This is a genomic window from Halovibrio salipaludis (assembly GCF_002286965.1).
GTDB classification, from domain to species: Bacteria; Pseudomonadota; Gammaproteobacteria; order Pseudomonadales; family Oleiphilaceae; genus Halospina; species Halospina salipaludis.
On record NZ_NSKD01000009.1, the window covers coordinates 35385 to 59763 of the forward strand.

20 protein-coding genes and 1 tRNA gene are annotated in these 24379 nt (G+C 62.5%); 18 read left to right on the plus strand and 3 right to left on the minus strand.

The features are described 5' to 3' along the window. Position 1 precedes the first annotated feature (1 nt). Complete coding sequence (locus tag CK501_RS14720; protein WP_095618505.1) at positions 2 to 346, minus strand: outer membrane protein assembly factor BamE; 345 nt, start codon at positions 344 to 346, stop codon at positions 2 to 4. Positions 347 to 456: 110 nt separating this feature from the next. On the opposite strand from CK501_RS14720, the gene fur reads away from it, so the two are divergent. Beyond that, positions 457 to 882: a ferric iron uptake transcriptional regulator gene (gene fur, locus CK501_RS14725; RefSeq protein WP_095618506.1), complete on the plus strand. Its 426-nt coding sequence runs from the start codon at positions 457 to 459 to the stop codon at positions 880 to 882. A gap of 80 nt (positions 883 to 962) precedes the next feature. On the opposite strand, the gene recN is transcribed toward fur, so the two are convergent. Next, entirely contained in the window at positions 963 to 2645 is a 1683-nt protein-coding gene (gene recN, locus CK501_RS14730; protein ID WP_095618507.1) for a DNA repair protein RecN, read from the minus strand. 199 nt (positions 2646 to 2844) lie between these two features. On the opposite strand from recN, the gene grpE reads away from it, so the two are divergent. The 7 genes from grpE to greA all read left to right on the plus strand — a co-directional run bounded on the left by grpE (position 2845) and on the right by greA (position 12698). Next, a complete protein-coding gene (gene grpE, locus CK501_RS14735; RefSeq protein ID WP_095618508.1) occupies positions 2845 to 3468 on the plus strand; it encodes a nucleotide exchange factor GrpE in 624 nt (207 codons plus the stop codon). Between the two features lie 86 nt (positions 3469 to 3554). Continuing rightward, positions 3555 to 5477 (plus strand): molecular chaperone DnaK, encoded by a 1923-nt coding sequence (gene dnaK, locus CK501_RS14740; RefSeq protein ID WP_095618509.1) that lies wholly within the window; start codon positions 3555 to 3557, stop codon positions 5475 to 5477. Positions 5478 to 5577: 100 nt separating this feature from the next. Further along, positions 5578 to 6708 carry a molecular chaperone DnaJ gene (gene dnaJ / locus CK501_RS14745; RefSeq protein ID WP_095618510.1) on the plus strand — a complete coding sequence of 377 codons (1131 nt, stop codon included), beginning with the start codon at positions 5578 to 5580 and terminating at the stop codon, positions 6706 to 6708. Between the two features lie 36 nt (positions 6709 to 6744). Further along, positions 6745 to 7548 carry a 4-hydroxy-tetrahydrodipicolinate reductase gene (dapB, locus tag CK501_RS14750; protein ID WP_095618511.1) on the plus strand — a complete coding sequence of 268 codons (804 nt, stop codon included), beginning with the start codon at positions 6745 to 6747 and terminating at the stop codon, positions 7546 to 7548. A 258-nt stretch (positions 7549 to 7806) separates the two neighbouring features. Next, positions 7807 to 8952: a glutamine-hydrolyzing carbamoyl-phosphate synthase small subunit gene (carA, locus tag CK501_RS14755; protein ID WP_095618553.1), complete on the plus strand. Its 1146-nt coding sequence runs from the start codon at positions 7807 to 7809 to the stop codon at positions 8950 to 8952. A 48-nt stretch (positions 8953 to 9000) separates the two neighbouring features. Then, positions 9001 to 12216, plus strand: coding sequence for a carbamoyl-phosphate synthase large subunit (gene carB / locus CK501_RS14760; protein ID WP_095618512.1), 3216 nt, complete (start codon positions 9001 to 9003; stop codon positions 12214 to 12216). Beyond that, a complete protein-coding gene (gene greA, locus CK501_RS14765) occupies positions 12216 to 12698 on the plus strand; it encodes a transcription elongation factor GreA (protein WP_095618513.1) in 483 nt (160 codons plus the stop codon). The genes carB and greA overlap by 1 nt, the downstream gene beginning before the upstream one ends. Here the strand turns inward: greA and yhbY are convergent. Beyond that, positions 12695 to 13000 carry a ribosome assembly RNA-binding protein YhbY gene (gene yhbY, locus CK501_RS14770; RefSeq protein WP_095618514.1) on the minus strand — a complete coding sequence of 102 codons (306 nt, stop codon included), beginning with the start codon at positions 12998 to 13000 and terminating at the stop codon, positions 12695 to 12697. The two genes, greA and yhbY, sit on opposite strands and share 4 nt — an antisense overlap. Before the next feature lie 84 nt (positions 13001 to 13084). On the opposite strand from yhbY, the gene rlmE reads away from it, so the two are divergent. The 10 genes from rlmE (at position 13085) to infB (ending at position 24378) form a co-directional block, all read left to right on the plus strand. After that, positions 13085 to 13708, plus strand: coding sequence for a 23S rRNA (uridine(2552)-2'-O)-methyltransferase RlmE (gene rlmE / locus CK501_RS14775; protein WP_095618515.1), 624 nt, complete (start codon positions 13085 to 13087; stop codon positions 13706 to 13708). A 110-nt stretch (positions 13709 to 13818) separates the two neighbouring features. Then, positions 13819 to 15759, plus strand: a complete 1941-nt coding sequence (gene ftsH, locus CK501_RS14780; protein ID WP_198949551.1) for an ATP-dependent zinc metalloprotease FtsH — start codon at positions 13819 to 13821, stop codon at positions 15757 to 15759. Positions 15760 to 15830: 71 nt separating this feature from the next. Then, positions 15831 to 16661: a dihydropteroate synthase gene (folP, locus tag CK501_RS14785; RefSeq protein WP_095618517.1), complete on the plus strand. Its 831-nt coding sequence runs from the start codon at positions 15831 to 15833 to the stop codon at positions 16659 to 16661. Positions 16662 to 16683: 22 nt separating this feature from the next. Further along, entirely contained in the window at positions 16684 to 18027 is a 1344-nt protein-coding gene (glmM, locus tag CK501_RS14790; protein ID WP_095618518.1) for a phosphoglucosamine mutase, read from the plus strand. A 63-nt stretch (positions 18028 to 18090) separates the two neighbouring features. Continuing rightward, entirely contained in the window at positions 18091 to 18849 is a 759-nt protein-coding gene (gene tpiA, locus CK501_RS14795; protein WP_095618519.1) for a triose-phosphate isomerase, read from the plus strand. 11 nt (positions 18850 to 18860) lie between these two features. Continuing rightward, on the plus strand, positions 18861 to 19295 hold the full coding sequence (secG, locus tag CK501_RS14800) for a preprotein translocase subunit SecG (protein WP_095618520.1): 435 nt from the start codon (positions 18861 to 18863) through the stop codon (positions 19293 to 19295). 61 nt (positions 19296 to 19356) lie between these two features. After that, a tRNA-Leu gene (locus CK501_RS14805) sits at positions 19357 to 19441 on the plus strand. A gap of 349 nt (positions 19442 to 19790) precedes the next feature. After that, entirely contained in the window at positions 19791 to 20249 is a 459-nt protein-coding gene (gene rimP / locus CK501_RS14810) for a ribosome maturation factor RimP (protein WP_095618521.1), read from the plus strand. 39 nt (positions 20250 to 20288) lie between these two features. After that, a complete protein-coding gene (nusA, locus tag CK501_RS14815) occupies positions 20289 to 21785 on the plus strand; it encodes a transcription termination factor NusA (RefSeq protein WP_095618522.1) in 1497 nt (498 codons plus the stop codon). 19 nt (positions 21786 to 21804) lie between these two features. Beyond that, the gene (gene infB / locus CK501_RS14820; RefSeq protein WP_095618523.1) at positions 21805 to 24378 is read left to right on the plus strand and encodes a translation initiation factor IF-2; all 2574 of its coding nucleotides are present in this window, start codon (positions 21805 to 21807) and stop codon (positions 24376 to 24378) included. Position 24379 lies beyond the last annotated feature (1 nt).

Here is a 24379-nt window from a genome sequence, read left to right on the forward strand (position 1 = left end):
CTCAGTTGGCCGGCGTCTCCTCCAGTAGTGAGGCTTCGTGGCGGAGGTACTGCCCGTCCTCGTAGATAATGGTGACGCGCTGTTTGCGGATCTCGCCACCGTCCTCCTGGAAGGTATACAGGTAGTGTTCGCGGCTCGGGTTGAAACTGTTGACGGTTATGGGCGTGCCCAGAAGCTCGTGCACATCGGCCCGTGTCATGGTCGGATTGAGCTCGCCGAGATCTTCCTGATCGATAATGTTACCCTGTTGAACATCGATCCGGTAAACACCCGGAAAACTGCATGCCGCGAGGCTGAGCGTCAGGGTGACCGCAGCCAGGCAGGCGGGAATGGAAGCCTTTTGCATCGTGGAAGGAAATCCTCTATCTTGAGTGCCGCTCCGAGGCGCGCTGCCCGCCTGAAGACGAGCGTACATGGTAACGAAAGCCCACTCCATCACCAACGGTTAGGTTCAGCATGGCACCAGAAAACGTCGAGCTGCGCAAGGCAGGCCTCAAGGTTACGCTGCCGCGTGTGAAGATTCTCAGCATCCTGGAAACCGCGGAAGCTGCGGAGGATGCGGAAGGCGATCACCACCTCAGTGCCGAGGATGTGTACAAGAAACTCCTGGAATCCGGTGATGATGTGGGTTTGGCCACTGTTTACCGGGTGCTGACCCAGTTCGAAGCGGCGGGCCTGGTGCTGCGCCACAATTTCGAAGGCGGTCATGCGGTATTCGAGCTGGCCGGGGAAGAGCACCATGATCACATGGTGTGCACCCAGACGGGCCGGGTGATCGAGTTCTATGACGAGGTCATTGAGGATCGCCAGCGCCGTATCGCCGAGGAGCATGGCTTCGATCTGGTGGATCACAGTATGATCCTGTACGTGAAGCCGAAATAAGAGCCGTCTCCTGTCTGCAGGAGCCTGCTTGCGGACGATCCGGCGGATCGCCGGCAAGACGCTCCTGCAGGCGCGCTACATCAGTGATGGGTCGCCTGCCCCTTCTGGACCATCTCGCTGGCATGGGCGATGGTCTGCTCCGTAAGATCCACGCCACCGAGCATTCTGGCTACCTCCCGGATCCGTTCCTCGGAATCCAGGCTTTCCACTGTTGAATAGGTCTGTTCGTCCTCGGTGAACTTGCTTACGGTCATGTGCTGGTGCGCCTGGCTGGCGACCTGGGGCAGGTGGGTCACGCACAGGATCTGGCCGCTTTCGCCAAGCTGGCGCAGCAGCCGCCCGACCACTTCCGCGACGCCACCGCCGATGCCCACGTCCACTTCGTCGAAGACGAGCGTTGGAATCGTTGAGGTCTGGGCTACCACTACCTGGATGGCGAGGCTGATGCGGGAGAGTTCGCCGCCGGATGCCACTTTCCCGAGCGGGCGGGCACTCTGGCCCGCATTGGTGCTGACCAGGAACTCCATTTCCTCGTGCCCGGAGGCGGCGGGCTGGCCGTCTCCGGATGGGGCCGAGAAATGGGTCTGGAACTGGATGTCCGGCATACTCAGCCGGCGCAGTTCCTCGCCGACGCCCGCGTCGAGGCGTTCGGCGGCCTGCCTTCGGGCGCTGCTGAGTTCGTCCGCAAGACGGCTCCATTCAGCGCGGGCCGCTTCCATCCGTTCCTGCAGCTGCTCCAGGCTTTCGGAGCCATTCTCAAGCTCATCCAGCTCAGCGCGCAGTGACGCCTGGTGCTCGCGGATTTCCTGGGGTTGGATCTGGTGCTTGCGCGCGATCTGGTAGATCCAGCTCAGGCGATCCTCCACCTCCTTCAGGCGCTGGGGATCGCAGTCATAATCGTCGATGAAGCGCCGAAGGTTGTCCCCGGCCTCCTCGGCCTGGATGCGGGCCTCTTCGAGCATCTGGCAGGTTTCCGCGAGTTGGGGAACCTCGATTGGCAGCCGCTCCAGCCTCTGGCGTGCGTGCTCCAGCATGCTGACCGCCGCTGGCTCACCCTCGCTGCAGCACTGGGCAGCCTCGTGGCACTGCTCAAGAATGCTTTCGCCATTGGCCAGCTGCTTCTGTTCCGCTTCGAGCTGTTCCAGTTCCTCGGCGCCCAGGGCGAGCCGGTCGAGTTCCTCCACCTGGTAGCGCAGCAGTTCCGTGCGGGCGTTGCGCTCATCCCGCTGGTTGCTGGCCTGCTCCAGCTTGCGGCTGAGTTCGCGCCATTCCCGGAAGGCGGCGCGCACCTGTTCGGCGAGTTCGCCGTTGCCGCCGAATTCGTCCACCAGCCGATGATGCGTCTCGCGCTTGAGCAGGGATTGATGCTGGTGCTGGCTGTGGATGTCCATGAGCATGCCGCCCAGGGTCTTCAGGTCCGTGAGAGTGCAGGGCTGGCCGTTGATGTAGCCGCGGGAGCGCCCATCACGCCGGATCACGCGCCGGAGCACGCAGTCATTCTCCTGGTCCAGCTCCCTTTCCTCCAGCCAGTGCCGGGCCTCAGGAGTGCGGGAAAGGTCGAACACCGCGCTCAGGTCGGCCCGGTCCGCGCCCTCGCGCACGGCGCCCGCATCCGCCCGGGCTCCGGTGACCAGGCTCAGGGCATCCATGACGATGGACTTGCCGGCACCGGTCTCGCCGGTGAGCGTGGTCATCCCTTCCCGGATGGTCAGTTCCACTTTCTCCGCAACGGCGTAGTTGGCAACGGTCAGGTGCGTGAGCATGAGCGACTCCTGGTGTGTATCCATATACAGTATGTGGATATTTGTACAGTGAGTTGCTCAGGGTTTCAAGGGGCTGTGAGGGCGCAGTGGGTGAATAAAATGCGCAGGGGTGGTTGAAACCCGCTGCAGCAGCCCCATATCGCCCGGCAGACGTCCCCAAGCGGGCCAGAGAATTTGATACCGAGCAATGAGGTCGATCATGAGTGATGACGAAACCCGTAAGGATGAATCCGTGAACGAGGCCGAGCAGGGTGCCGGCGCGGAAGAGGCGGAGCCGGCAACCGGAGCGGGCGAAGAGGCTGCGTCCGCCGGCAGCGGGGATGGCGAGGTGGCTCAGCTGCGTGAACAGCTCGAGGAGCAGAAGGAAGAAGTGCTGCGCGCGAAGGCGGAGATGCAGAACATCCGCCGGCGTGCCGAGATTGATGTGGAAAAGGCGCACAAGTTCGGCACCGAGAAGTTTGTGAAGGAGCTTCTGCCGGTGGTCGACAGCCTGGAGAAGGCGGTTGAGAGCGCCCAGAACCAGGAGGTTCAGAACGAGGAGGTCGTCAGCCGCATCAAGGAAGGCGTGGACATGACGCTCGATATGTTCATCGGCGCGCTGTCCAAGTTCAACGTCGAGCAGATCAACCCGGTGGGTGAGCCCTTCGATCCGCAGAAGCACGAGGCCATGTCCATGGTCCCGAGCAATGAGGCGGAGCCGAATACCGTGATCGCGGTGATGCAGAAGGGCTACCTCCTGCACGAGCGTGTTGTGCGCCCGGCAATGGTCATGGTGGCCAAGGCTGACGATTCCGGAGGTGGAAACGTCGACGAGCAGGCTTGAAATTGAACCGTTAAGCCCAATAAAGGCAGTAACGGCAACCGGACACCGGATTTGAATTCAACGATCAGAAAACTGGAGTGATTTCCATGGGTAAGATTATCGGCATTGACCTGGGCACCACGAACTCCTGCGTGGCCATCCCGGATGGTGACGGGGTCAAGGTGATTGAGAACGCAGAGGGTGATCGCACGACGCCCTCCATCGTGGCTTACACCGACGAAGGTGAAACCCTTGTGGGTGCCGCGGCCAAGCGCCAGGCGGTGACCAATCCGAAAAACACGCTGTATGCCATCAAGCGTCTTATAGGCCGTGCCTATGAGGACGACGTCGTGCAGAAGGACATCAAGATGGTGCCCTACGACATCGTCAAGAACGACAACGGCGATGCCTGGGTGGAAGTGAATGGCGAGAAGATGGCGCCCCCGCAGGTGTCCGCCGAAGTGCTCAAGAAGATGAAGCGCACCGCTGAGGACTATCTCGGTGAAACGGTCACTGAAGCGGTGGTTACCGTTCCGGCCTACTTCAACGACAACCAGCGTCAGGCTACCAAGGACGCAGGTCGTATCGCCGGGCTGGACGTGAAGCGGATCATCAACGAGCCGACCGCGGCCGCTCTGGCCTATGGCCTGGACAAGAAGGGCAAGGACCGCACTGTGGCGGTTTATGACCTGGGCGGTGGTACCTTCGACATTTCCATCATCGAGATTGCGGATGTCGACGGCGAGAAGCAGTTCGAAGTGCTGGCCACCAGCGGTGACACCTTCCTGGGTGGTGAAGACTTCGACCTGGCGCTCATCGAATACCTGGCTGACCAGTTCAAGAAAGAGCAGGGCATTGACCTGCGCGGTGACTCCCTGGCCATGCAGCGCCTGAAGGAAGCTGCCGAGAAGGCCAAGGTCGAGCTCTCCAGCGCGCAGCAGACTGACGTGAACCTGCCGTACATCACGGCGGACCAGAACGGGCCCAAGCACCTGAACGTGAAGGTGACCCGTGCCAAGCTGGAGTCGCTGGTCGAGGATCTGGTCAAGCGCAGCATCGATCCGTGCAAGACCTGCATCAACGATGCCGGCGTCAAGGTTGGCGACATCGACGAGGTGATCCTGGTCGGTGGTCAGACCCGCATGCCCAAGGTGCAGGAAGCTGTGAAAGAGTTCTTCGGCAAAGAGCCGCGTAAGGACGTGAACCCGGACGAAGCCGTGGCCATGGGTGCGGCCCTGCAGGGCTCCGTGCTTTCCGGCGACGTGAAGGACGTGCTTCTGCTGGACGTGACACCGCTGACCCTGGGTATCGAGACCATGGGCGGCGTTGCCACACCGGTGATCGAGAAGAACACTACGATCCCGACCAAAAAGTCGCAGACCTTCTCGACCGCCGAGGACAACCAGACCGCGGTAACCATTCACGTGGTTCAGGGCGAGCGCAAGCAGGCGGCCCAGAACAAGTCCCTCGGCCGCTTCGACCTGGCGGACATCCCGCCGGCACCGCGTGGTACACCGCAGATCGAAGTAACGTTCGACATCGATGCCAACGGTATCCTGAACGTGTCCGCGAAGGACAAGGCGACCGGCAAGGAGCAGTCCATTGAGATCAAGGCGTCTTCCGGTCTGACCGAAGATGAAGTCGATCAGATGGTCAAGGATGCTGAGCAGAACGCTCAGGAAGACGAGAAGTTCGAGGAACTGGTCCAGGCACGCAACCAGGGCGACAGCATGATCCATGCGGTTCGCAAGAGCCTGGAAGAAGCCGGCGACCAGGCGACCGAGGAGGAGAAGACCGCCATCGAGAACGCCATCTCCGAACTGGAAGAGGCGATGAAGGGCGACGACAAGGAGCAGATCGAGGCCAAGACCCAGGCCCTGACCGAAGCCTCCTCCAGCCTGGCGCAGAAGATGTACTCCCAGCAGGGTGAAGAAGGCGCTGCTGAGGCTGAAGGCAGCCAGGACCAGGGCGGTGGTGATGATGCAGTTGACGCCGAGTTCGAGGAAGTCGACGACAATGACAAGCGGTAAAACCGCTGGCATCATCCACATCCTTTGACCGGCGGACGCGGGAGCTTTCTCCCGCGTTCGTCGTTGTTGTGAACATTCGAATTACGGTTGACAGACTGTCATGGCCAAACGCGACTATTACGAGATCCTTGGCGTCTCACAGGGCGCTGATGACAAGGAGATCAAGAAGGCATACCGGAAGCTGGCAATGAAGTATCATCCGGATCGCAATCCGGATGACGAAGACGCCGAAGCGCGCTTCAAAGAGGCCAGCGAGGCCTATGAAGTCCTGAGTGACCCCGAGAAGAAGGCCGCCTATGACCAGTTCGGTCATGCCGGCGTTGATGGCTCCGCCGGTGGCGGCGGTGGCTTCGGCGGTGGTGGCGCCAGCTTCTCCGACATCTTCGGGGATGTCTTCGGTGACATCTTCGGCGGCGGCCGGGGCCGCAGTGGCCGGGGCGCCGACCTGCGTTACACGCTGGAGCTGGATCTTGAGGATGCCGTGCGCGGCAAGAACGTGAAGATCGAGATCCCCAGCGCCAGCGAGTGCCAGAGCTGCGATGGCAGCGGCGCCGAGCCGGGAACCCGGCCCGAAACCTGCGGCACCTGCCGTGGCATGGGGCAGGTCCGCATGCAGCAGGGCTTTTTCTCCGTGCAGCAGACGTGCCCCAACTGTCGGGGCGCCGGCCAGATCGTGAAGAACCCCTGCAAGGCCTGCCGTGGCGAAGGGTTCGTCGAGGAAGAGAAGACCCTTTCGGTCAAGGTACCGCCGGGTGTGGACACCGGTGACCGGATCCGCCTCTCCGGCGAGGGTGAGCCTGGCATGCACGGCGCAGCGCCGGGGGACCTCTATGTGCAGATCGCGGTCAAGGAGCACCCCATCTTTGATCGGGACGGTCGTAACCTGCACTGCGACGTGCCCATCAGCATCACGGATGCAGCGCTCGGGGGCGAGCTCGAGGTGCCGACGCTGGACGGCCGGGTCAAGCTCAAGATCCCGGCGGAGACCCAGAGCGGCAAGCTCTTCCGTCTTCGCGGCAAGGGTGTGACGCCCGTGCGTGGCGGATCGCCGGGTGACCTGCTGTGCCGGGTGATGGTGGAAACACCTGTCAACCTCACCAAGAAGCAGAAAGAGCTTCTGCGTGAGTTCGATGAGACCCTGCAGGAGGACAGCGACGGCAAACAGCATGGCCCACGCAAGAGCTCCTGGTTTGAGGGCGTGAAGAATTTCTTTGAGGATATGAAGTTCTAGCTGACCCGGTACAGTGGATATGGATGGGGACACAGTATGACGCGTATTGCGGTGGCCGGTGCTGCCGGCCGTATGGGCAAAACGCTGGTTGAAGCGGTTACGCTGACCGATGGGGTTTCCCTGGGGGCGGCCACCGTTCATCCGGAGAGTTCGCTGATCGGTTCGGATGCCGGCGAGGTTGCCGGCGTTGGCCGCAATGGCGTGATGCTGGCCGGCAGCCTCTCGGAGGTGACGGACGATTTCGATCTGGTGATAGATTTCACCTTCCCGGATCTGACCCTGCAGCATCTGGATGTTTGCCGTGCGGCCGGAAAAGCGGCCGTGATCGGGACCACGGGGCTGAGCGAAGCCGAGAAGCAACAGCTTGAGGCGAAAAGCGAAGGCCTGAACGTGGTGTTTGCTCCCAACATGAGTGTGGGCGTGAATCTGCTGCTCCAGATCCTGCAGACGGCGGCCCGGGTGATGGGTGATGACGCCGATGTGGAGATCATTGAAGCCCACCACCGTCACAAGAAGGACGCCCCTTCGGGGACCGCATTGCGGCTGGGTGAGGTGGTTGCCGACACGCTTGGCCGTGACCTCCAGCAGTGCGCCGTCTATGGCCGGGAGGGTTTCACCGGGGAGCGCCCGCGTGAGGCCATTGGTTTTGAAACCATCCGGGCCGGGGACATCGTGGGTGAGCATACCGTCATGTTTGCCGGCCTCGGGGAGCGCATCGAGATCAGCCACAAAGCCAGCAGCCGCATGACCTTCGCCCAGGGCGCTGTCAGGGCGGCCCAGTGGCTGATGCAGCAGCCCGCGGGCCTGTATGACATGCAGGATGTGCTCGGGCTGAAGTGATCCGTGTCCCCGGGCTCCCGTCCGCCCCATAAGGGGTGTTCCGGATGACAGTGCAGTGGGTTTCTCTATATAATACGCCGGATTTGTTAAGCGCTTACTCCACCGGCTGTTGAGGAACCTCTGTGAGTCCGGAAGAGGTTCCCAGAATCCCTGCAAAAAGCGGGACGGCGTCCAAGACACCGTCCCGCTTTTTGCAAATGGGCGCCGGGGTTTCGTGACGCGCGTCCTACCCGCCAGAGACGCTAGAGGGGCATGGCTTTGACGAAACCAGCGATCCTTGCACTTGAGGACGGCAGCATCTTCAGAGGGGAATCCATCGGTGCCGACGGCGCCACCAGCGGTGAGGTCGTCTTCAATACGGCCATGACCGGCTACCAGGAGATTCTCACTGACCCGTCCTATACCCGCCAGATGGTCACACTGACCTATCCGCACATTGGAAATACCGGCACCAACCCGGAGGACGTGGAGTCCGACCGGGTCTGTGCTGCCGGCCTGATTATCCGCGACCTGCCGCTGCTGGCCAGCAACTGGCGCCGGACCGACTCCCTGACGGATTACCTGCAGAGGGAGAAGGTGGTGGCCATCGCCGGAGTGGATACCCGCCGCCTGACGCGTCTGCTGCGTAATAAGGGCGCCCAGGGGGGCGCCATCGTCGCTGGCGAGAATGCAACCGAGGAGGAAGCCCTGCGCCTGGCCCGCGATTTTCCGGGCATCAAGGGCATGGATCTGGCTTCCGAGGCCGGCTGCAAGGAGCCACGCAGCTGGACCCAGTCGGTCTGGACCCTGGATGAGGGCTACGGCGAGGCGCCAGAGAAGCGCTACCGGGTGGTCGCCTACGATTACGGCATCAAGTACAACATCCTGCGCCTGCTGGTCTCGCGCGGCTGCGAGGTAACACTGGTGCCGGCGCGTACGCCGCTGGACGAGGTGATGGCGTATAACCCGGATGGGGTCTTCTTCTCGAATGGCCCGGGTGACCCGGAGCCCTGCGATTACGCCATCGAGGCCCTGAAAGGCTGTATTGAACGGCGCATCCCAACCTTCGGCATCTGTCTCGGGCATCAGCTCCTGGGGCTGGCCGTTGGCGGGCGCAGTGAGAAGATGAAGTTCGGGCACCATGGCGCCAACCATCCGGTGGAGCGTGTGTCCGACGGCACCGTGGTCATCACCAGCCAGAACCACGGGTTTGCGGTGGATGAGAAATCACTGCCGGACAACGTCGAGGTAACGCACCGCTCGCTCTTTGACGGTACCCTGCAGGGCATGCGTCTGAAGGATGCGCCGGTGTTCAGCTTCCAGGGGCATCCGGAAGCCAGCCCCGGGCCGCGGGATGTGATCCCGCTGTTCGATGAGTTCACCCGCCTGATGGATGAACATCAGGCCAAGCAGGCCGCACAGTGAGGCCAACGGCTTCGAATCACGGCTCGAGACGAACAGGATAAGGGTTCAATGCCGAAACGAGACGATATCCAAAGCATTCTGATTCTTGGCGCCGGCCCCATTGTGATCGGTCAGGCGTGCGAGTTTGACTATTCCGGCGCCCAGGCCTGCAAGGCGCTGCATGAGGAAGGTTTCCGGGTCATTCTGGTCAATTCCAATCCGGCGACCATCATGACCGACCCGGTGATGGCCGATGCCACCTACATTGAGCCCATCACCTGGCGCACCGTCGAGAAGATCATCGAGCAGGAGCAGCCGGACGCACTGCTGCCCACCATGGGTGGCCAGACCGCGCTCAACTGCGCGCTGGATCTGGAGCGCCACGGCATCCTCGAGAAACACGGCGTGGAGATGATCGGTGCCAACGCGGACACCATCGACAAGGCCGAGGATCGCGACCGCTTCGACAAGGCGGTTCACAACATCGGCCTGGAAACACCGCGTGCGTCCATGGCCCACAGTATGGAAGAGGCCTACCAGGTGCTGGACCATATCGGTCTGCCCTGCATCATCCGGCCTTCCTTCACCATGGGCGGTTCCGGTGGCGGCATCGCCTACAACCGGGAAGAATTCCACGAGATCTGTGAGCGCGGTCTGGCGCTGTCTCCCACCAACGAGCTGTTGATCGACGAGTCACTCATCGGGTGGAAGGAATACGAGACCGAGGTTGTCCGGGACAAGAACGACAACTGCATCATCGTGTGCGGCATCGAGAACATGGATCCGATGGGCGTACACACCGGTGACTCCATCACCGTGGCGCCGGCCCAGACGCTCACGGACAAGGAATGGCAGATCATGCGCGACGCCTCGCTGGCGGTGCTGCGTGAGGTGGGTGTCGAGACCGGTGGCTCCAATGTGCAGTTCGGCATCAACCCGGCCAACGGGCGCATGGTGGTGATCGAGATGAACCCGCGCGTGTCGCGCTCCTCGGCCCTGGCGTCCAAGGCCACTGGCTTCCCGATCGCCAAGGTGGCCGCCAAGCTGGCCGTCGGGTTCACACTGGACGAGCTGAGTAACGACATCACCGGCGGTGTAACGCCGGCCTCCTTTGAGCCGTCCATTGACTACGTCGTTACCAAGATCCCTCGCTTCACTTTCGAGAAGTTCCCGCAGGCGGACCCGCGCCTGACGACCCAGATGAAGTCCGTGGGCGAGGTCATGGCCATCGGGCGCACCTTCCAGGAGTCCTATCAGAAGGCCCTGCGCGGTCTCGAGACCGGCGCCTCCGGCCTGGACCCCATCCTGGAGGACCGCGAGGACGCCCGGGATACCCTGATCCATGAGCTGAAAGTGCCCGGCGCCAGCCGCAGCTGGTACCTGGGCGAGGCTTTCCGCTGGGGGATGAGTGTGGATGAGGTGTTCGAATACACCTTCATCGACCGCTGGTACCTGATCCAGATCCAGGACCTGATCGAGGAGGAGAAGCAGCTCCAGTCCACCGGTATGGCGGACCTGGACTACGACACTGTCTTCCGGCTCAAGCGCAAGGGCTTCTCCGATACGCGCCTGGCCAACCTGCTGGGGGTTTCGGAGCAGAGCTTCCGCAAGCTGCGGCATGATCTGGGAGTCCGCCCGGTCTATAAGCGCGTGGATACGTGCGCCGCTGAATTCGAGTCCTCCACTGCCTACATGTACTCCAGCTACGAGGAGGAGTGTGAGGCGAATGTGAGCGACCGTAAGAAGATCGTCGTGATCGGCGGTGGGCCCAACCGCATCGGGCAGGGCATCGAGTTCGACTACTGCTGCGTGCACGCAGTGCTTGCGATGCGTGATGACGGCTACGAGACCGTCATGATCAACTGTAACCCGGAGACCGTCTCCACGGACTACGACACGTCGGACCGCCTGTACTTCGAGCCGATCACCCTTGAGGATGTGCTTGAGATCGTCCAGTCGGAGAATCCGGACGGTGTCATCATCCAGTTCGGTGGCCAGACGCCGCTCAAGCTGGCGCGTGGCCTGGAAGCGGCGGGCGTGCCCATCATCGGCACCAGCCCGGACGCCATCGACCGGGCCGAGGACCGCGAGCGCTTCCAGCAGATGATCAACCGCCTGGGGCTCAAGCAGCCGGCCAACGCCACGGTGCGGAGCCTCGAGGAAGGCATCCTGGTGGCCCGGGATATCGGCTACCCGCTGGTGGTCCGCCCCTCCTACGTGCTGGGCGGCCGGGCCATGGAGATCGTCTACACCGAGGAGGAGCTCAAGGAGTACATGCGCAGCGCCGTGCTGGTCTCCAATGACAGCCCGGTCCTGCTGGATCACTTCCTGAACTCCGCCATCGAGATCGACATCGACGCCGTGTGTGACGGCAGGACCGCCGTGATCGGCGGTATCATGCAGCACATCGAGCAGGCCGGCGTGCATTCCGGTGATTCGGCCTGCTCACTGCCGCCCTATACGCTGCCCGTGGATGTCCAGGACCAGATGCGCGACATGGTCAAGCGCATGGCGCTGGAGCTGAACGTGGTCGGTCTGATGAACGTGCAGCTGGCCTGGCAGGACGGCGAGATCTACGTCATCGAGGTGAACCCGCGGGCGTCGCGGACGGTGCCCTTCGTGTCCAAGGCCGTGGGCCGCTCGCTGGCGCGCATCGCCGCGCGCTGCATGGTCGGCATCAGCCTCGAGGAACAGGGGATCACCACCGAATCCGTGCCCCAGTACTACTCGGTGAAGGAATCGGTCTTCCCGTTCCCGAAGTTCCCGTCCGTGGATCCGATCCTGGGGCCGGAAATGAAGTCCACCGGCGAGGTCATGGGCATCGGCGACAGCTTCGACGAAGCCTTTGCCAAGGCCGCTCTGGGCGCGGGCGAGACGCTGCCCACCTCGGGCACCGCCTTCATCAGTGTGCGTGATGCCGACAAGCCGGACGTCGTGCGCCTGGCCCGGGATCTGGCCGATGTGGGCTTCCGCCTGATCGCCACCGGCGGTACCGCCAAGGTGCTCTCTGAAGCGGGGCTCGAGGTCGAGAAAGTGAACAAAGTACGCGAGGGCCGCCCGCACATTGTGGACGCCATCAAGAACGGCCAGGTTGATCTGATCGTGAATACCACCGAAGGGCGCAAGGCGATTGCGGATTCCGCCCAGATCCGCCAGTCCGCCCTTCAGCGCAAGGTCACCTACGCCACCACACTGACTGGCGGCGAGGCATTCTGCCGCGCCATCCGATTCGGCTCTGAGCGCCAGGTGCGTCGCCTCCAGGATCTGCACGCGGGGTATCAGTAATGAGCAACAACCGTGTTCCCATGACAAAACAGGGCGAGCAGGCCCTGCGTGACGAACTTTACCGGCTCAAGTCCGAGGACCGGCCCAGGGTCATCCAGGCGATCTCGGAAGCGCGCGAACATGGCGACCTGAAAGAGAACGCTGAATACCATGCGGCGCGGGAGCAGCAGAGCTTCGTTGAAGGCCGGATCCAGGAGCTCGAGGGCAAACTGGGGGCGGCCCAGGTGATCGATGTCACCACCATCGAGAAAACCGGCAAGGTGATATTCGGTACCACGGTGCGCCTGATCAACATGGATACCGAGGAAGAAGTGACCTACCAGATCGTGGGTGACGACGAGGCGGACATCAAGGAAGGCCGGATCTCGATCTCCTCACCGATCGCGAGAGCGCTGATCGGCAAGGAGGAAGGCGAGGAGGTCTCGGTCCAGGTGCCGTCCGGCACCGTGGAATACGAGATTGATGAGGTGATGCACATCTAGTGCTGGCGCAGGTTGGAGAGCTTCGGGTTGGGTTCGGCCGCGCGGCGCAGCAGCACGGCCACCTTGCCGATCACCTGCACCAGTTCCGCGCCTGTGCTCTCGCAGGCCGCGTCGATCAGTTCCCGCCGTTCCTCGCGGTCCGTGGAGGCGATCTTCACCTTGATCAGTTCGTGGTCGTCCAGGGCCCGCTCCAGTTCCTGCTGCAGCCCTTCGGAAATGCCGTTGTCGCCGACCTGCACGACCGGTTTGAGGTCATGGGCAAGAGCCCGGTACTGGCGGCGTTGTGCGGCGGATAGTGGCATGATGGCGTCTCTGTGATCGTATGGAATTGAGTAGAGACATGATACCAGCCGGCAGAGGCCGGTTGCATCGGTTCGGAGGCAGGATTGGGACGTTCCAAGAGCAGTGACCGCTGGCTGCGTGAGCACCACCAGGATCCTTACGTGAACAGGTCACGGGAAGAGGGGTACCGGTCGCGCGCCAGTTACAAGCTGATCGAGATCGACCGGAAGGACGGATTGTTCCGGCGCGGGCAGACCGTGGTGGATCTGGGTGCGGCCCCCGGAGGGTGGTCCCAGGTGGCTGCTGAGCGGGTCGGGGAACGTGGTACCGTGCTTGCCAGCGATATCCTGCCGATGGATCCGATTCCGGAAGTAACCTTTGTCCAGGGCGACTTCACCGAGCAGGCGGTTCTGGAGGAGTTGTTGGCGAAGCTCGATGGTCGTCCCGTGGACCTTGTCATTTCCGATATGGCGCCCAATATGAGTGGTGTGGCCGCTATTGATATCCCCAGTGCCATGCACCTGGTGGAGCTGGGGCTGGAGATGGCGCACGAGGTTCTGCGCCCTGGTGGTGCCTTTGTGACCAAGGTGTTCCAGGGGGAAGGATTTGATGACCTGCTTCGCACCATGAAACGGGATTTCCAGCGCGTGGCCAGTCGCAAGCCGGATGCCTCCAGGGGCCGGTCGCGTGAGCAGTATCAGGTGTGTACGGGGTTCCGGGGGCGTTAAGGGCTGCCGGGCATGAGAGCCCGGCTATGGCCGCTGACCGGCGCATTGGTGTAAAGTTTGAATCAGGACCGTTCGAGTTCGGAACGGGCAGACAGTATGGGTGAGTGATCTTGAACGACATGGCAAAAAATCTGGTTCTGTGGCTGGTCATCGCAGCCGTTCTGCTGATGGTATTCCAGAACTTCAGCCCGGAACCGCAGCAGCAACAGCTCAACTATTCCCAGTTCATCGAGATGGTGCGCAGTGGCCAGGTCGACGAAGTGACCATTGAGGGCCAGACCATTACGGGCGCACGGCAGAACGGGGAGAACTTCACCACCATCCGGCCGGCTGTTGAAGATCCGAACCTGATGGATGATCTCTACAATAACAATGTGGAGGTCACCGGTAAGGAATCCTCGGGCCAGAGTATCTGGACCCAGTTGCTGGTCGCGTCCTTTCCGATCCTGATCATCATTGCGATCTTCATCTTTTTCATGCGCCAGATGCAGGGTGGTGCCGGTGGCAGCAAGGGGCCCATGTCCTTCGGCAAGAGCAAGGCCCGGCTGATGAGTGAGGAACAGATCAAGACCACTTTCGATGATGTTGCCGGCGTTGATGAGGCGAAGGAGGACGTGAAGGAGCTGGTGGACTTCCTCAGGGATCCCAGCAAGTTCCAGCGCCTCGGCGGGCATATTCCCAAGGGCGTGCTCATGGTCGGCCCACCCGGTACCGGTAAGACGCTGCTGGCCAAGGCCATTGCCGGTGAGGCCAAGGTGCCGTTCTTCTCCATTTCCGGTTCGGACTTCGTGGAGATGTTCGTGGGCGTGGGTGCCTCCCGAGTGCGCGACATGTTCGAGCAGGCCAAGAAGCAGAGCCCGTGCATCATCTTCATTGACGAGCTTGATGCGGTGGGTCGCCATCGTGGCGCCGGCATGGGCGGCGGTCATGATGAGCGCGAGCAGACGCTGAACCAGATGCTGGTCGAAATGGACGGCTTTGAGGGCAACGAGGGCGTGATCGTGATCGCCGCCACCAACCGCCCGGACGTGCTGGACCCTGCGCTGCTGCGCCCGGGGCGTTTTGACCGCCAGGTGGTGGTCCCGCTGCCGGATATCCGGGGCCGGGAGCACGTGCTCAAGGTCCACCTCTCGAAGGTGCCGCTGGCGGATGGGGTCGAGCCCAGGGACATCGCGCGTGGTACGCCCGGGTTCTCCGGCGCGGACCTGGAAAACCTGGTCAACGAGGCGGCTCTGTTCGCGGCGCGCCGCAATAAGCGCCTGGTCTCCATGGATGAGCTGGAGCTTGCCAAGGACAAGATCATGATGGGCTCGGAGCGCAAGTCCATGGTCATGTCCGAGAAGGAAAAGCTGAACACCGCGAACCACGAGTCCGGCCACGCGATCGTCGGCCGCCTGATGCCCGAGCACGACCCGGTCTACAAAGTCAGTATCATTCCGCGTGGTCGCGCACTGGGCGTGACCATGTTCCTGCCGGAAGAGGACAAGTACAGTCACAGCCGGCGTTACATCATCAGCCAGATCTGCAGTCTCTTCGGTGGTCGTATCGCCGAGGAACTGACACTGGGCAAGGATGGCGTGACCACCGGGGCCCAGAACGACATCAAGCGTGCCACGGAGCTTTCCCGGAACATGGTCACCAAGTGGGGCCTGTCCGATAAGCTCGGCCCGCTGATGTACGACGAGGATCGTGATGAGCCCTTTGCGGGGTACGATTCCGGCTCCGGCGGCAAGGGTGTCTCTGGGCCCACGGCCCAGGCCATTGATGAAGAGGTGCGCCGGATCATCGATGAGTGCTATGAAACCGCCAAGCGGATCCTTGTGGACAACATGGAGAAGCTGCATCTGATGGCGGATGCGCTGATGAAGTATGAAACCATCGATGCCGGCCAGATTGATGACATCATGGCGGGCAAGGTGCCGCGGCCGCCGAGCAGTTGGGATGATGATGACGATCACGGCGGTGATACCGTTGTGGCGGATATCAATTCCGACTCCGGCTCCAGGGCGTCGGACGGTGAGGGGGCGGGTCATCCTGCCGGTGAACACTGAACGCCCGACCCTCTGTGGTCTGAGCGCTCCCGGGTCAGTCCCGGGAGCGTTTTTCGTTGTGGGGAGTATTCATGACCATCCTGTCTGAGAAGACACCGTCACCCGCCGTCATGGGGGTAATCAACGCCACTCCGGATTCGTTCTCGGATGGCGGTCGTTTCATTGACCCGGACAACGCGTTGTCCCAGGCACGGGCCATGGTTGAGGCAGGCGTGGACTGGGTGGACGTTGGTGGCGAATCCACTCGTCCCGGAGCAAAGCCAGTGCCCCTTCAGGAGGAGCTGGATCGCGTCTGCCCGGTCATCGAGGCGATCCATCGTGAGCTGGATGTCCCCATCTCCCTGGATACCAGCGCTCCCGAAGTGATGCGTGAAGGGGCGCGCCTGGGTATCAGCATGATCAACGATGTGCGCTCTCTGGAGCGGGAAGGCGCTGTGGCGGCGGCGCGTGACACCGGCCTGGCCGTCTGCATCATGCATCGCCAGGGTGAACCTGAAACCATGCAGGATAGGCCTGAGTACAGTAATGTTCTGGAGGAAGTCCTGGGGTATCTGGACCGTCGTGCCGCCGAGCTCCAGGCTGCTGGCATTCCCGGCGACAGGCTGCTCTACGATCCGGGCTTTGGCTTTGGCAAGACCCTGGAGCACAATCTGGTTCTTCTGGAGAACCTGGAGGCCATCGTCGCCCGCGGGTGGCCGGTGCTGGCGGGGATGTCACGCAAGAGCATGATCGGTGGTGTTACCGGTCGCCCGGTTGAGGAGCGCATGCCGGGCAGCGTGGCGGCCGCGACCATGGCGATGATGAAAGGTGCCGCGATCGTGCGTGTGCACGATGTGAAGGAAACGGTGGATGCGGCGCGCATGGTGCGTGCTGCGCGCGAACAGGGCAGCCTCCGGGAATAGAGCGGGATAAGGGAAGAGCACAATGGGCGAGCGCAGGTATTTCGGAACGGACGGTATTCGCGGGGAAGTGGGGACCCATCCGATTTCCCCGGACTTCATCCTCAAGCTGGGCTGGGCGGCTGGTCGCGCCTTTCGCAGAGAGGGGCAGGCCAACACCATGCTGATCGGCAAGGACACCCGCCTGTCCGGCTATATGTTCGAATCAGCGCTGGAAGCGGGCCTTTCCGCCGCCGGTATGGATGTGCGGCTGCTGGGCCCGATGCCCACCCCGGCCATTGCCTACCTGACACGCACCTTCCGGGCAGCGGCGGGCATCGTCATCAGTGCCTCCCATAACCCGCACCATGATAATGGCATCAAGTTCTTCTCCGCGGACGGCACCAAGCTTGATGATGCGCTTGAGGCGCGCATTGAGCAGTGGATTGACTCGGAGCTGGCAGTGGTTCCCGCTGGCGACCTGGGCAAGGCGGCCCGCATCGATGACGCGCCGGGCCGCTATATCGAGTTCTGCAAGAGCACCGTCCCGGGCCAGTTCAGCCTTGAAGGGCTGCATCTGGTGGTCGACTGCGCCCATGGCGCCACCTATCACGTGGCACCGGCGGTGTTCCGGGAGCTGGGTGCCCGGGTGACCGCCATGGGAGCGGAGCCGGATGGTCTCAACATCAATGACGGCTGCGGCTCCACGGCGCCGGAAGCCATGCGCCAGCGCGTGCTGGAGACCGGTGCGGATCTCGGTATCGCCTTCGATGGTGACGGTGACAGGGTGATCATGGTCGATCATGCCGGCCGTGAGGTGGACGGTGACGAACTGCTCTACATCATCGCCCGTGAACGCCATGATGCCGGCGGTCTAGATGGCGGTGTCGTGGGAACCCTGATGACGAACCTGGGCGTTGAGCTGGCTCTGGGGCGGCGTGGTATCCCGTTTGCGCGGGCGAAGGTTGGCGACCGTTATGTCATGGAAGAGCTGGTGAGTCGCCAGTGGCAGATCGGTGGTGAAGGGTCCGGGCACATTGTCTGCCGGGACCGCACCACCACCGGCGATGGCATTGTCTCAGCCCTTCAGGTGCTGGTGGCCATGCACCAGCGCGAATGCGGGCTGGCGGAGCTGCTGTCCGATGTCACCCGGCTGCCCCAGGAGACGGTCAATGTGCGCGTTGGCCAGCGTTTCAATCCGGACCACAGCGAGGGCATCCAGTCGGCGGTGCGCGCCGCCGAGTCCGAGCTGGGCGAACGCGGCCGGATCCTGCTGCGGGCCTCCGGTACCGAGCCGGTGATAAGGGTGATGGCCGAAGGTGAGGATGCGGATCATATCGGACGTGTGGCCCGCGAGCTGGCGGATGTGGTGCAGCGGGAGGCGCCCTGAGCTACCTTGCGCCGTGGTGGCATCTTGGGTATAGTGCCGCGTCCCTGAAAAACGGCTTCTTGTATGCGACGTCGGCTGATAGCAGCAAACTGGAAACTCAACGGGACAGGCGCTTTTGCGGCGGAATACGCGGCCGAGCTGGTGCCTGCTCTGGAAGGACTGGATCCGGCTGTTGAAGTGGCGGTGATGCCTCCGGCCATCCTGCTTCCGGCGTTGCGGGAATCGCTGAATGAAAGCAGCGGCCGCAGGGTCATGGTGGGTGTCCAGGATGTCTCCGCCTGGGAGGCGGGCGCCTACACCGGCGAGGTTGCCGCTTCGATGGTGGCGGATCAGCATGGCAGCTTTGCCATTATAGGACACTCGGAGCGCCGCCAGTACTGGTCTGAGTCCGATGGCCGCATCAACGCCAAGGTGCTCCAGGCATTGAGCGCGGGTCTCGACCCCATTCTCTGTGTGGGCGAGACGGAAGCCGAGCGTGAAGCCGGCGACACCGAGGCCGTGGTGGCCCGTCAGATCCGCGAGGCACTGGCGGACGTTCCGGAATCGGACTGGCGCCATGTCTGTGTTGCCTATGAGCCGGTCTGGGCTATCGGGACCGGGAAAAGCGCGACCGCGGAGCAGGCCCAGGCGGTACACGCGCACATCCGCGGGGTGCTGGGAGAGCTGGACCCTGCGGCCACCGAAACGCCGGTCATCTATGGTGGCAGCGTCAAGCCTGAGACGGCTGGCGAACTGTTTGCACAGCCCGACATTGATGGCGGTCTTATCGGAGGCGCATCCCTGAATGCGGCCGATTTTGCCGCCATCTGTCGGGCCGGTTGAGAGACGGAATTATGGATTGGGTTGAAACAGGCATTCTGCTGGTACACGTGGCCGTTGCCGTAGCCCTGGTGGTGCTGGTGCTGGTGCAGCAGGGCAAGGGCGCTGACGCCGGCGCGGCTTTCGGGGGTGGATCCTCCCAGACGGTGTTCGGCAGCTCCGGGGGCGTGGGTTTCATGGTCAAGCTCACGGCGGTGCTGGCGGCGCTGTTCTTCGTGACCAGCTTTGCGCTGGCGATGTACGCGAAGCAGCGGGCCGAGGTCGGTGTCCAGCAAGGCGTTCCGACGGTCGAAGAGTCCTCTTCAGCCTCCGGGCAGCAGAGTGGGCAGGAAAGCGACAATCAGGCTCCGGATATTGCCTCTGACAGCGGTGCCGGTGGCACTGAGTCAGGAAGCGGAAGCCCTGAGAATGGTGAGGGTGAGGGCGAAGAGGTCCCCTCCATCGAATAAACCCCTTGTGGGTATTGGAAATGCCGGGGCTGTCCGTTAGTATACGCTCCGGAAATGACATGCCGAAGTGGTGGAAATGGTAGACACGCTAGCTTGAGGGGTTAGTGGCGCAAGCCGTGCCGGTTCAAGTCCGGCCTTCGGCACCATACAGGGAACGGCTTGGAAGGGGTGGCACTGCTTTCCTCAACCAAGCCGTTTTTTTGGTCAGTCCTTGACCAGTCAGGGGGTGGTGCTTATACTCCAGCCCCTGTGCAGAGCGCGTTTTGCGCTGCTAAGGCATTGTTTCGGCAGGCGTCGAAACGATGCGCGGGGTGGCATCACCAGCCCGCGGCATCCTTCAGGGATGCCAGGCCGCCGCAGAGGCGGCTGGCTTTTCGTTCGGTGGCTCCGCAGACCGGAGGCCACGTTTTGAAAAGGGGCTGGTTAGAGCCCTTTTTTTGTTTCTGGACTCCGCCAAACGGGCGGGGCCAGTGGTTGCATGACAGCGGAGGCGCATTGTCCGCGAAGGTTCGCAAGCTTGAGGAAATGCTGGCCCCGGTGATCGAGGGCCTGGGATTCGTGTTCTGGGGCATTGAATACCTGGCCCAGGGCAAGCACAGCACGGTAAGGGTCTACATCGATCACACCGATGGGGTCACCGTGGATGACTGCGAGCAGGTCAGTCGCCAGGTCAGCGGCGTTCTGGATGTCGAGGATCCGATCGGAACCCACTATACCCTCGAGGTTTCCTCTCCGGGCATGGACCGGCCGCTGTTCCGGCTGGACCAGTACCATGACTTCATTGGTTCCAGGTTGAGCGTGCGTCTGAGCGCGCCCTTTGAGGGGCGGCGCAAGTACGAGGGCATCCTGCGGGCGGTCGAGGGCGAGGATATCTGTCTGGTGGTGGGCGAATACGAGCTCCAGCTCCCGTTCGAGTCCATCGAGAGCGCGCGCATCGTTCCGGTATTCGAGTGATTTGCAGTATCAGGCTTACAGGAAAGGCAGGGCTGTTCAATGAATAAAGAAATCCTGATGGTGGTCGAGGCCGTCTCGAACGAGAAGGACGTCGACAAGGACGTGATCTTCGAAGCGATCGAGATGGCGCTGGCAACAGCGGCCAAGAAGCGGTATGAGGACGAGGAAGCGGATCTGCGCGTCAGTGTTGACCGCAAGACCGGTGAGTATGAGACCTACCGCCGCTGGACCATCGTGGACAACGACGCGGTTCCGGCCCTGGGCACGGAACTGACGCTCCAGGAAGCGAACGAAATCGATGCGGCCCTGCAGCCCGGCGATGTCTACGAGGAGCAGGTTGAATCGGTCTCCTTCGGACGCATCGGAGCCCAGGCCGCCAAGCAGATCATCTTCCAGAAGGTGCGTGAGGCCGAGCGGGCACGGGTCGTCGACAGCTACCGTGATCGGGTGGGCGAGCTGATCTCCGGTTCGGTCAAGAAGGTGACGCGGGACAATGTCATCGTGGATCTGGGCAGCAACGCCGAAGCCCTGCTGCCGCGTGACCAGCTGATCCCGCGCGAAACCTTCCGCATGGGCGACCGGGTGCGCGCGCTGCTCAAGGAGATCCGCACCGATCACCGCGGCCCGCAGCTGATCCTGAGCCGAACAAGCCCGCAGATGCTCATTGAGCTGTTCCGCATTGAGGTGCCCGAGATCGCCGAGGAGCTGATCAACATCAAGGGCGCGGCACGTGATCCGGGCTCCCGCGCCAAGATCGCCGTGAAGACGAACGATGGGCGTATCGACCCGGTCGGTGCCTGCGTTGGCATGCGTGGCGCCCGCGTCCAGGCGGTCTCCAATGAGCTTGGCGGTGAACGGGTGGATATCGTCACTTTTGATGACAATCCAGCCCAGCTGGTCATCAATGCCATGGCGCCCGCCGAGGTGGTCTCGATCGTGATCGATGAGGACACCCACTCCATGGAAGTGGCGGTCGCCGAGGATAACCTGGCCCAGGCCATCGGGCGTGGCGGTCAGAACGTACGTCTCGCGAGTGAGCTCACCGGCTGGGAGCTCAATGTCATGACCGAGAGCGAGGCCGAGGAGAAACAGGAGCAGGAGGCGCAGAAGCTGGTCGAACACTTCCAGCGCTTCCTGGATGCGGACGAGGAACTCGCCCAGGTTCTGGTGGAGGAAGGCTTCACCACGCTTGAAGAGATCGCCTATGTGCCGCGTGACGAGATGCTGGCCATTGAAGGCTTTGATGAGGACCTGGTCGAGCAGCTGCGTGAACGTGCCCGTGACGGCATGCTGAACGAGGCGCTCGCATCGGGAACCGAGAGCCAGGAAGGCGGTGAACCCCAGGAGGACCTGCTCGGGATGGATGGTATGGATCCCGAACTGGCCCGGACGCTCGCTGGCAAGGGCATCTGCACGATGGAAGATCTGGCGGAGCAGTCCGTGGATGAGCTACTCGATATCGAGGGTATGGATGAAGATCGCGCGGGTCAGCTCATCATGACCGCGCGCGCACCCTGGTTCGAGGGCCAGGAATAATCGGGAGAGGAGGACCAGTATGGCCGAAGTAACAGTTAAGCAATTGGCCGAAGACGTAGGCGCTCCCGTTGATCGCTTGCTCCGTCAGTTCGAGGAAGCCGGCCTGAGCAAGCGGGCGGAAGACGATGTGGTTACGGACGAGGAAAAGCAGACCCTGCTTGCCTATCTGCGCCAGGGGACTGGCGGAGACAGCGGGCCGAGCAAGGTGACGCTCAAGCGCCGGACCACGACCCAGCTGCGGACCGGCGGCGGCAGCCGCGGCGGCAGCGGCAAGACCGTGAACGTGGAAGTGCGCAAGAAACGCACCTACGTGAAGCGCTCGGAAGCCCAGGGGCAGCCGGAGAACGAGGCTGAACAGCAGGCGGAAGAAGCGGCGGCTGAAGCGCAGGCCCAGGAGGCCCCGCAGGCCGAGGAAGCGCCTGCTGAGCAGGCCGCTGAAACGGCTGAAGCCACGCAGCCTGCCGAACCCGAAGCGGAGACTTCCGAGGCTGCCGAGAGCGAACCGGCGGCGGAAGAACCTGCTGCCGAAGAGGAAGCGGCGCCCGCTCCTGAGCCGGTGAAAGAGGATACGCGTAAGCACGCCAGGAAGAAGAAGGGCAAGCCGGAACGCGACGACGACGAAGACAAGCACAAGAACAAGGGCGGTAAGGCGGCTCAGAAAGGGCCCAAGAAGCCGCGTGTTGAGGAAGAACTGGCTGAGCTGGACGCACCGGAGGCTGAAGCCGAGCCGGAAGAGGCCGCTGCTGCCGTGGAAGAGCCGCGTAAGCCGCTGCGCTCCTCCCGCCGTAAGAAGCAGCAGCGCGAAAAGCGCCATGTTTTTGAAAAGCCGACCAAGCCCAAGGTGCATGAAGTGGAAATTCCGGAAACCATCACGGTCGCTGAGCTCGCCCAGCGCATGGCCGTCAAGGCAGGCGAGGTCATCAAGACCCTGATGGGCATGGGCGTCATGGCCACCATCAACCAGGCCCTGGATCAGGAAACAGCGATCCTTGTGGTCGAAGAGATGGGGCACAAGGCCAAGTCTGTCCGCGAGGACGAGATCGAAGAGGAAGTCCTCAGCGATATCGAATACGAGGGTGAAGCCGAGGCGCGCGCGCCGGTCATCAGTGTCATGGGGCACGTTGACCACGGCAAGACGTCACTGCTCGACTATATCCGCAAGACCAAGGTGGCCAGTGGCGAGTCCGGAGGCATCACACAGCACATCGGTGCCTACCACGTGGAAACCGGTCACGGCATGATCACCTTCCTGGATACGCCCGGCCACGCCGCGTTCTCGGAAATGCGTGCCCGCGGTGCCCAATCCACGGACATCGTCATTCTGGTGGTGGCGGCTGACGACGGCGTCATGCCCCAGACCAAGGAAGCGGTCCAGCACGCCCGCGCTGCCGGTGTGCCACTGGTGATTGCCGTGAACAAGATGGACAAGCCCCAGGCCGATCCGGACCGCGTCAAGAACGAGCTGGTCGGGATGGAAGTGGTTCCCGAGGAATGGGGCGGCGAGACCCAGTTCGTGCACGTCTCCGCCGAGACCGGTGACGGCATCGACAATCTGCTGGAAGCGATTCTGCTGCAGGCTGAACTGCAGGAGCTCTCCGCCGTGCCCAATGGGCCGGCCAAGGGCACCGTGGTTGAGTCCAGCATGGAAAAGGGTCGCGGTTCGGTGGCAACCCTGCTGGTCCAGAACGGAACCATGCACAAGGGCGATGTCATTGTTGCCGGCATGTACTATGGCCGCATCCGCGCCATGGTGGATGAAACCGGCAAGCAGGTTGAGACGGCAGGTCCTTCCATTCCGGTAGAGGTGCTGGGCCTCAATGGCACGCCCAACGCCGGTGATGAATTCGTGCGCGTGGCGGACGAGAAGAAGGCCAAGGAGCTGGCCGAGTTCCGCCAGGAGAAAGAGCGCGAGCAGCGCCTCCACCGCCAGCAGGCAGCCAAGCTCGAGAACCTGTTCGAGAACATGGGCAAGGAGGAGGTCAAGACCCTCAATGTCATCGTGAAGGCCGACGTGCAGGGGTCCCTGGAGGCGCTTACCGGCGCACTGCAGGATCTGGGCAACGAGGAAGTGGAAGTCCAGGTGGTCTCCAGTGGCGTTGGCGGTATCACCGAGTCCGACATCAACCTGGCCATCACCAGCAGCTCGGTGGTCTTTGGCTTCAACGTCCGTGCCACGCCGGCCGCCAAGAAGCAGGCGGAGCAGGAAGATGTGGATATGCGCTACTACAGCGTCATCTACAACCTGATCGATGACGTCAAGGCGGCGCTGACCGGCATGCTCAAGCCCGAGTTCCGCGAAGAGATCCTGGGGATCGCGGAAGTGCGCGATACCTTCCGCTCCCCGCGCTTCGGTCAGGTGGCTGGCTGCATGGTCACCGAGGGCCACGTCTACCGGAACAAGCCCATCCGTGTGCTGCGTGACAACGTGGTGATCTTCGAGGGCGAGCTCCAGTCCCTGCGCCGTTTCAAGGACGACGTCAACGAAGTGCGCAATGGCATGGAGTGCGGTATCGGTGTGAAGGGCTACGACGTGAAGGTCGGTGACCAGATCGAGGTCTTCGAACGGATCCAGGTTGAGCGCAAGCTCAACTGAT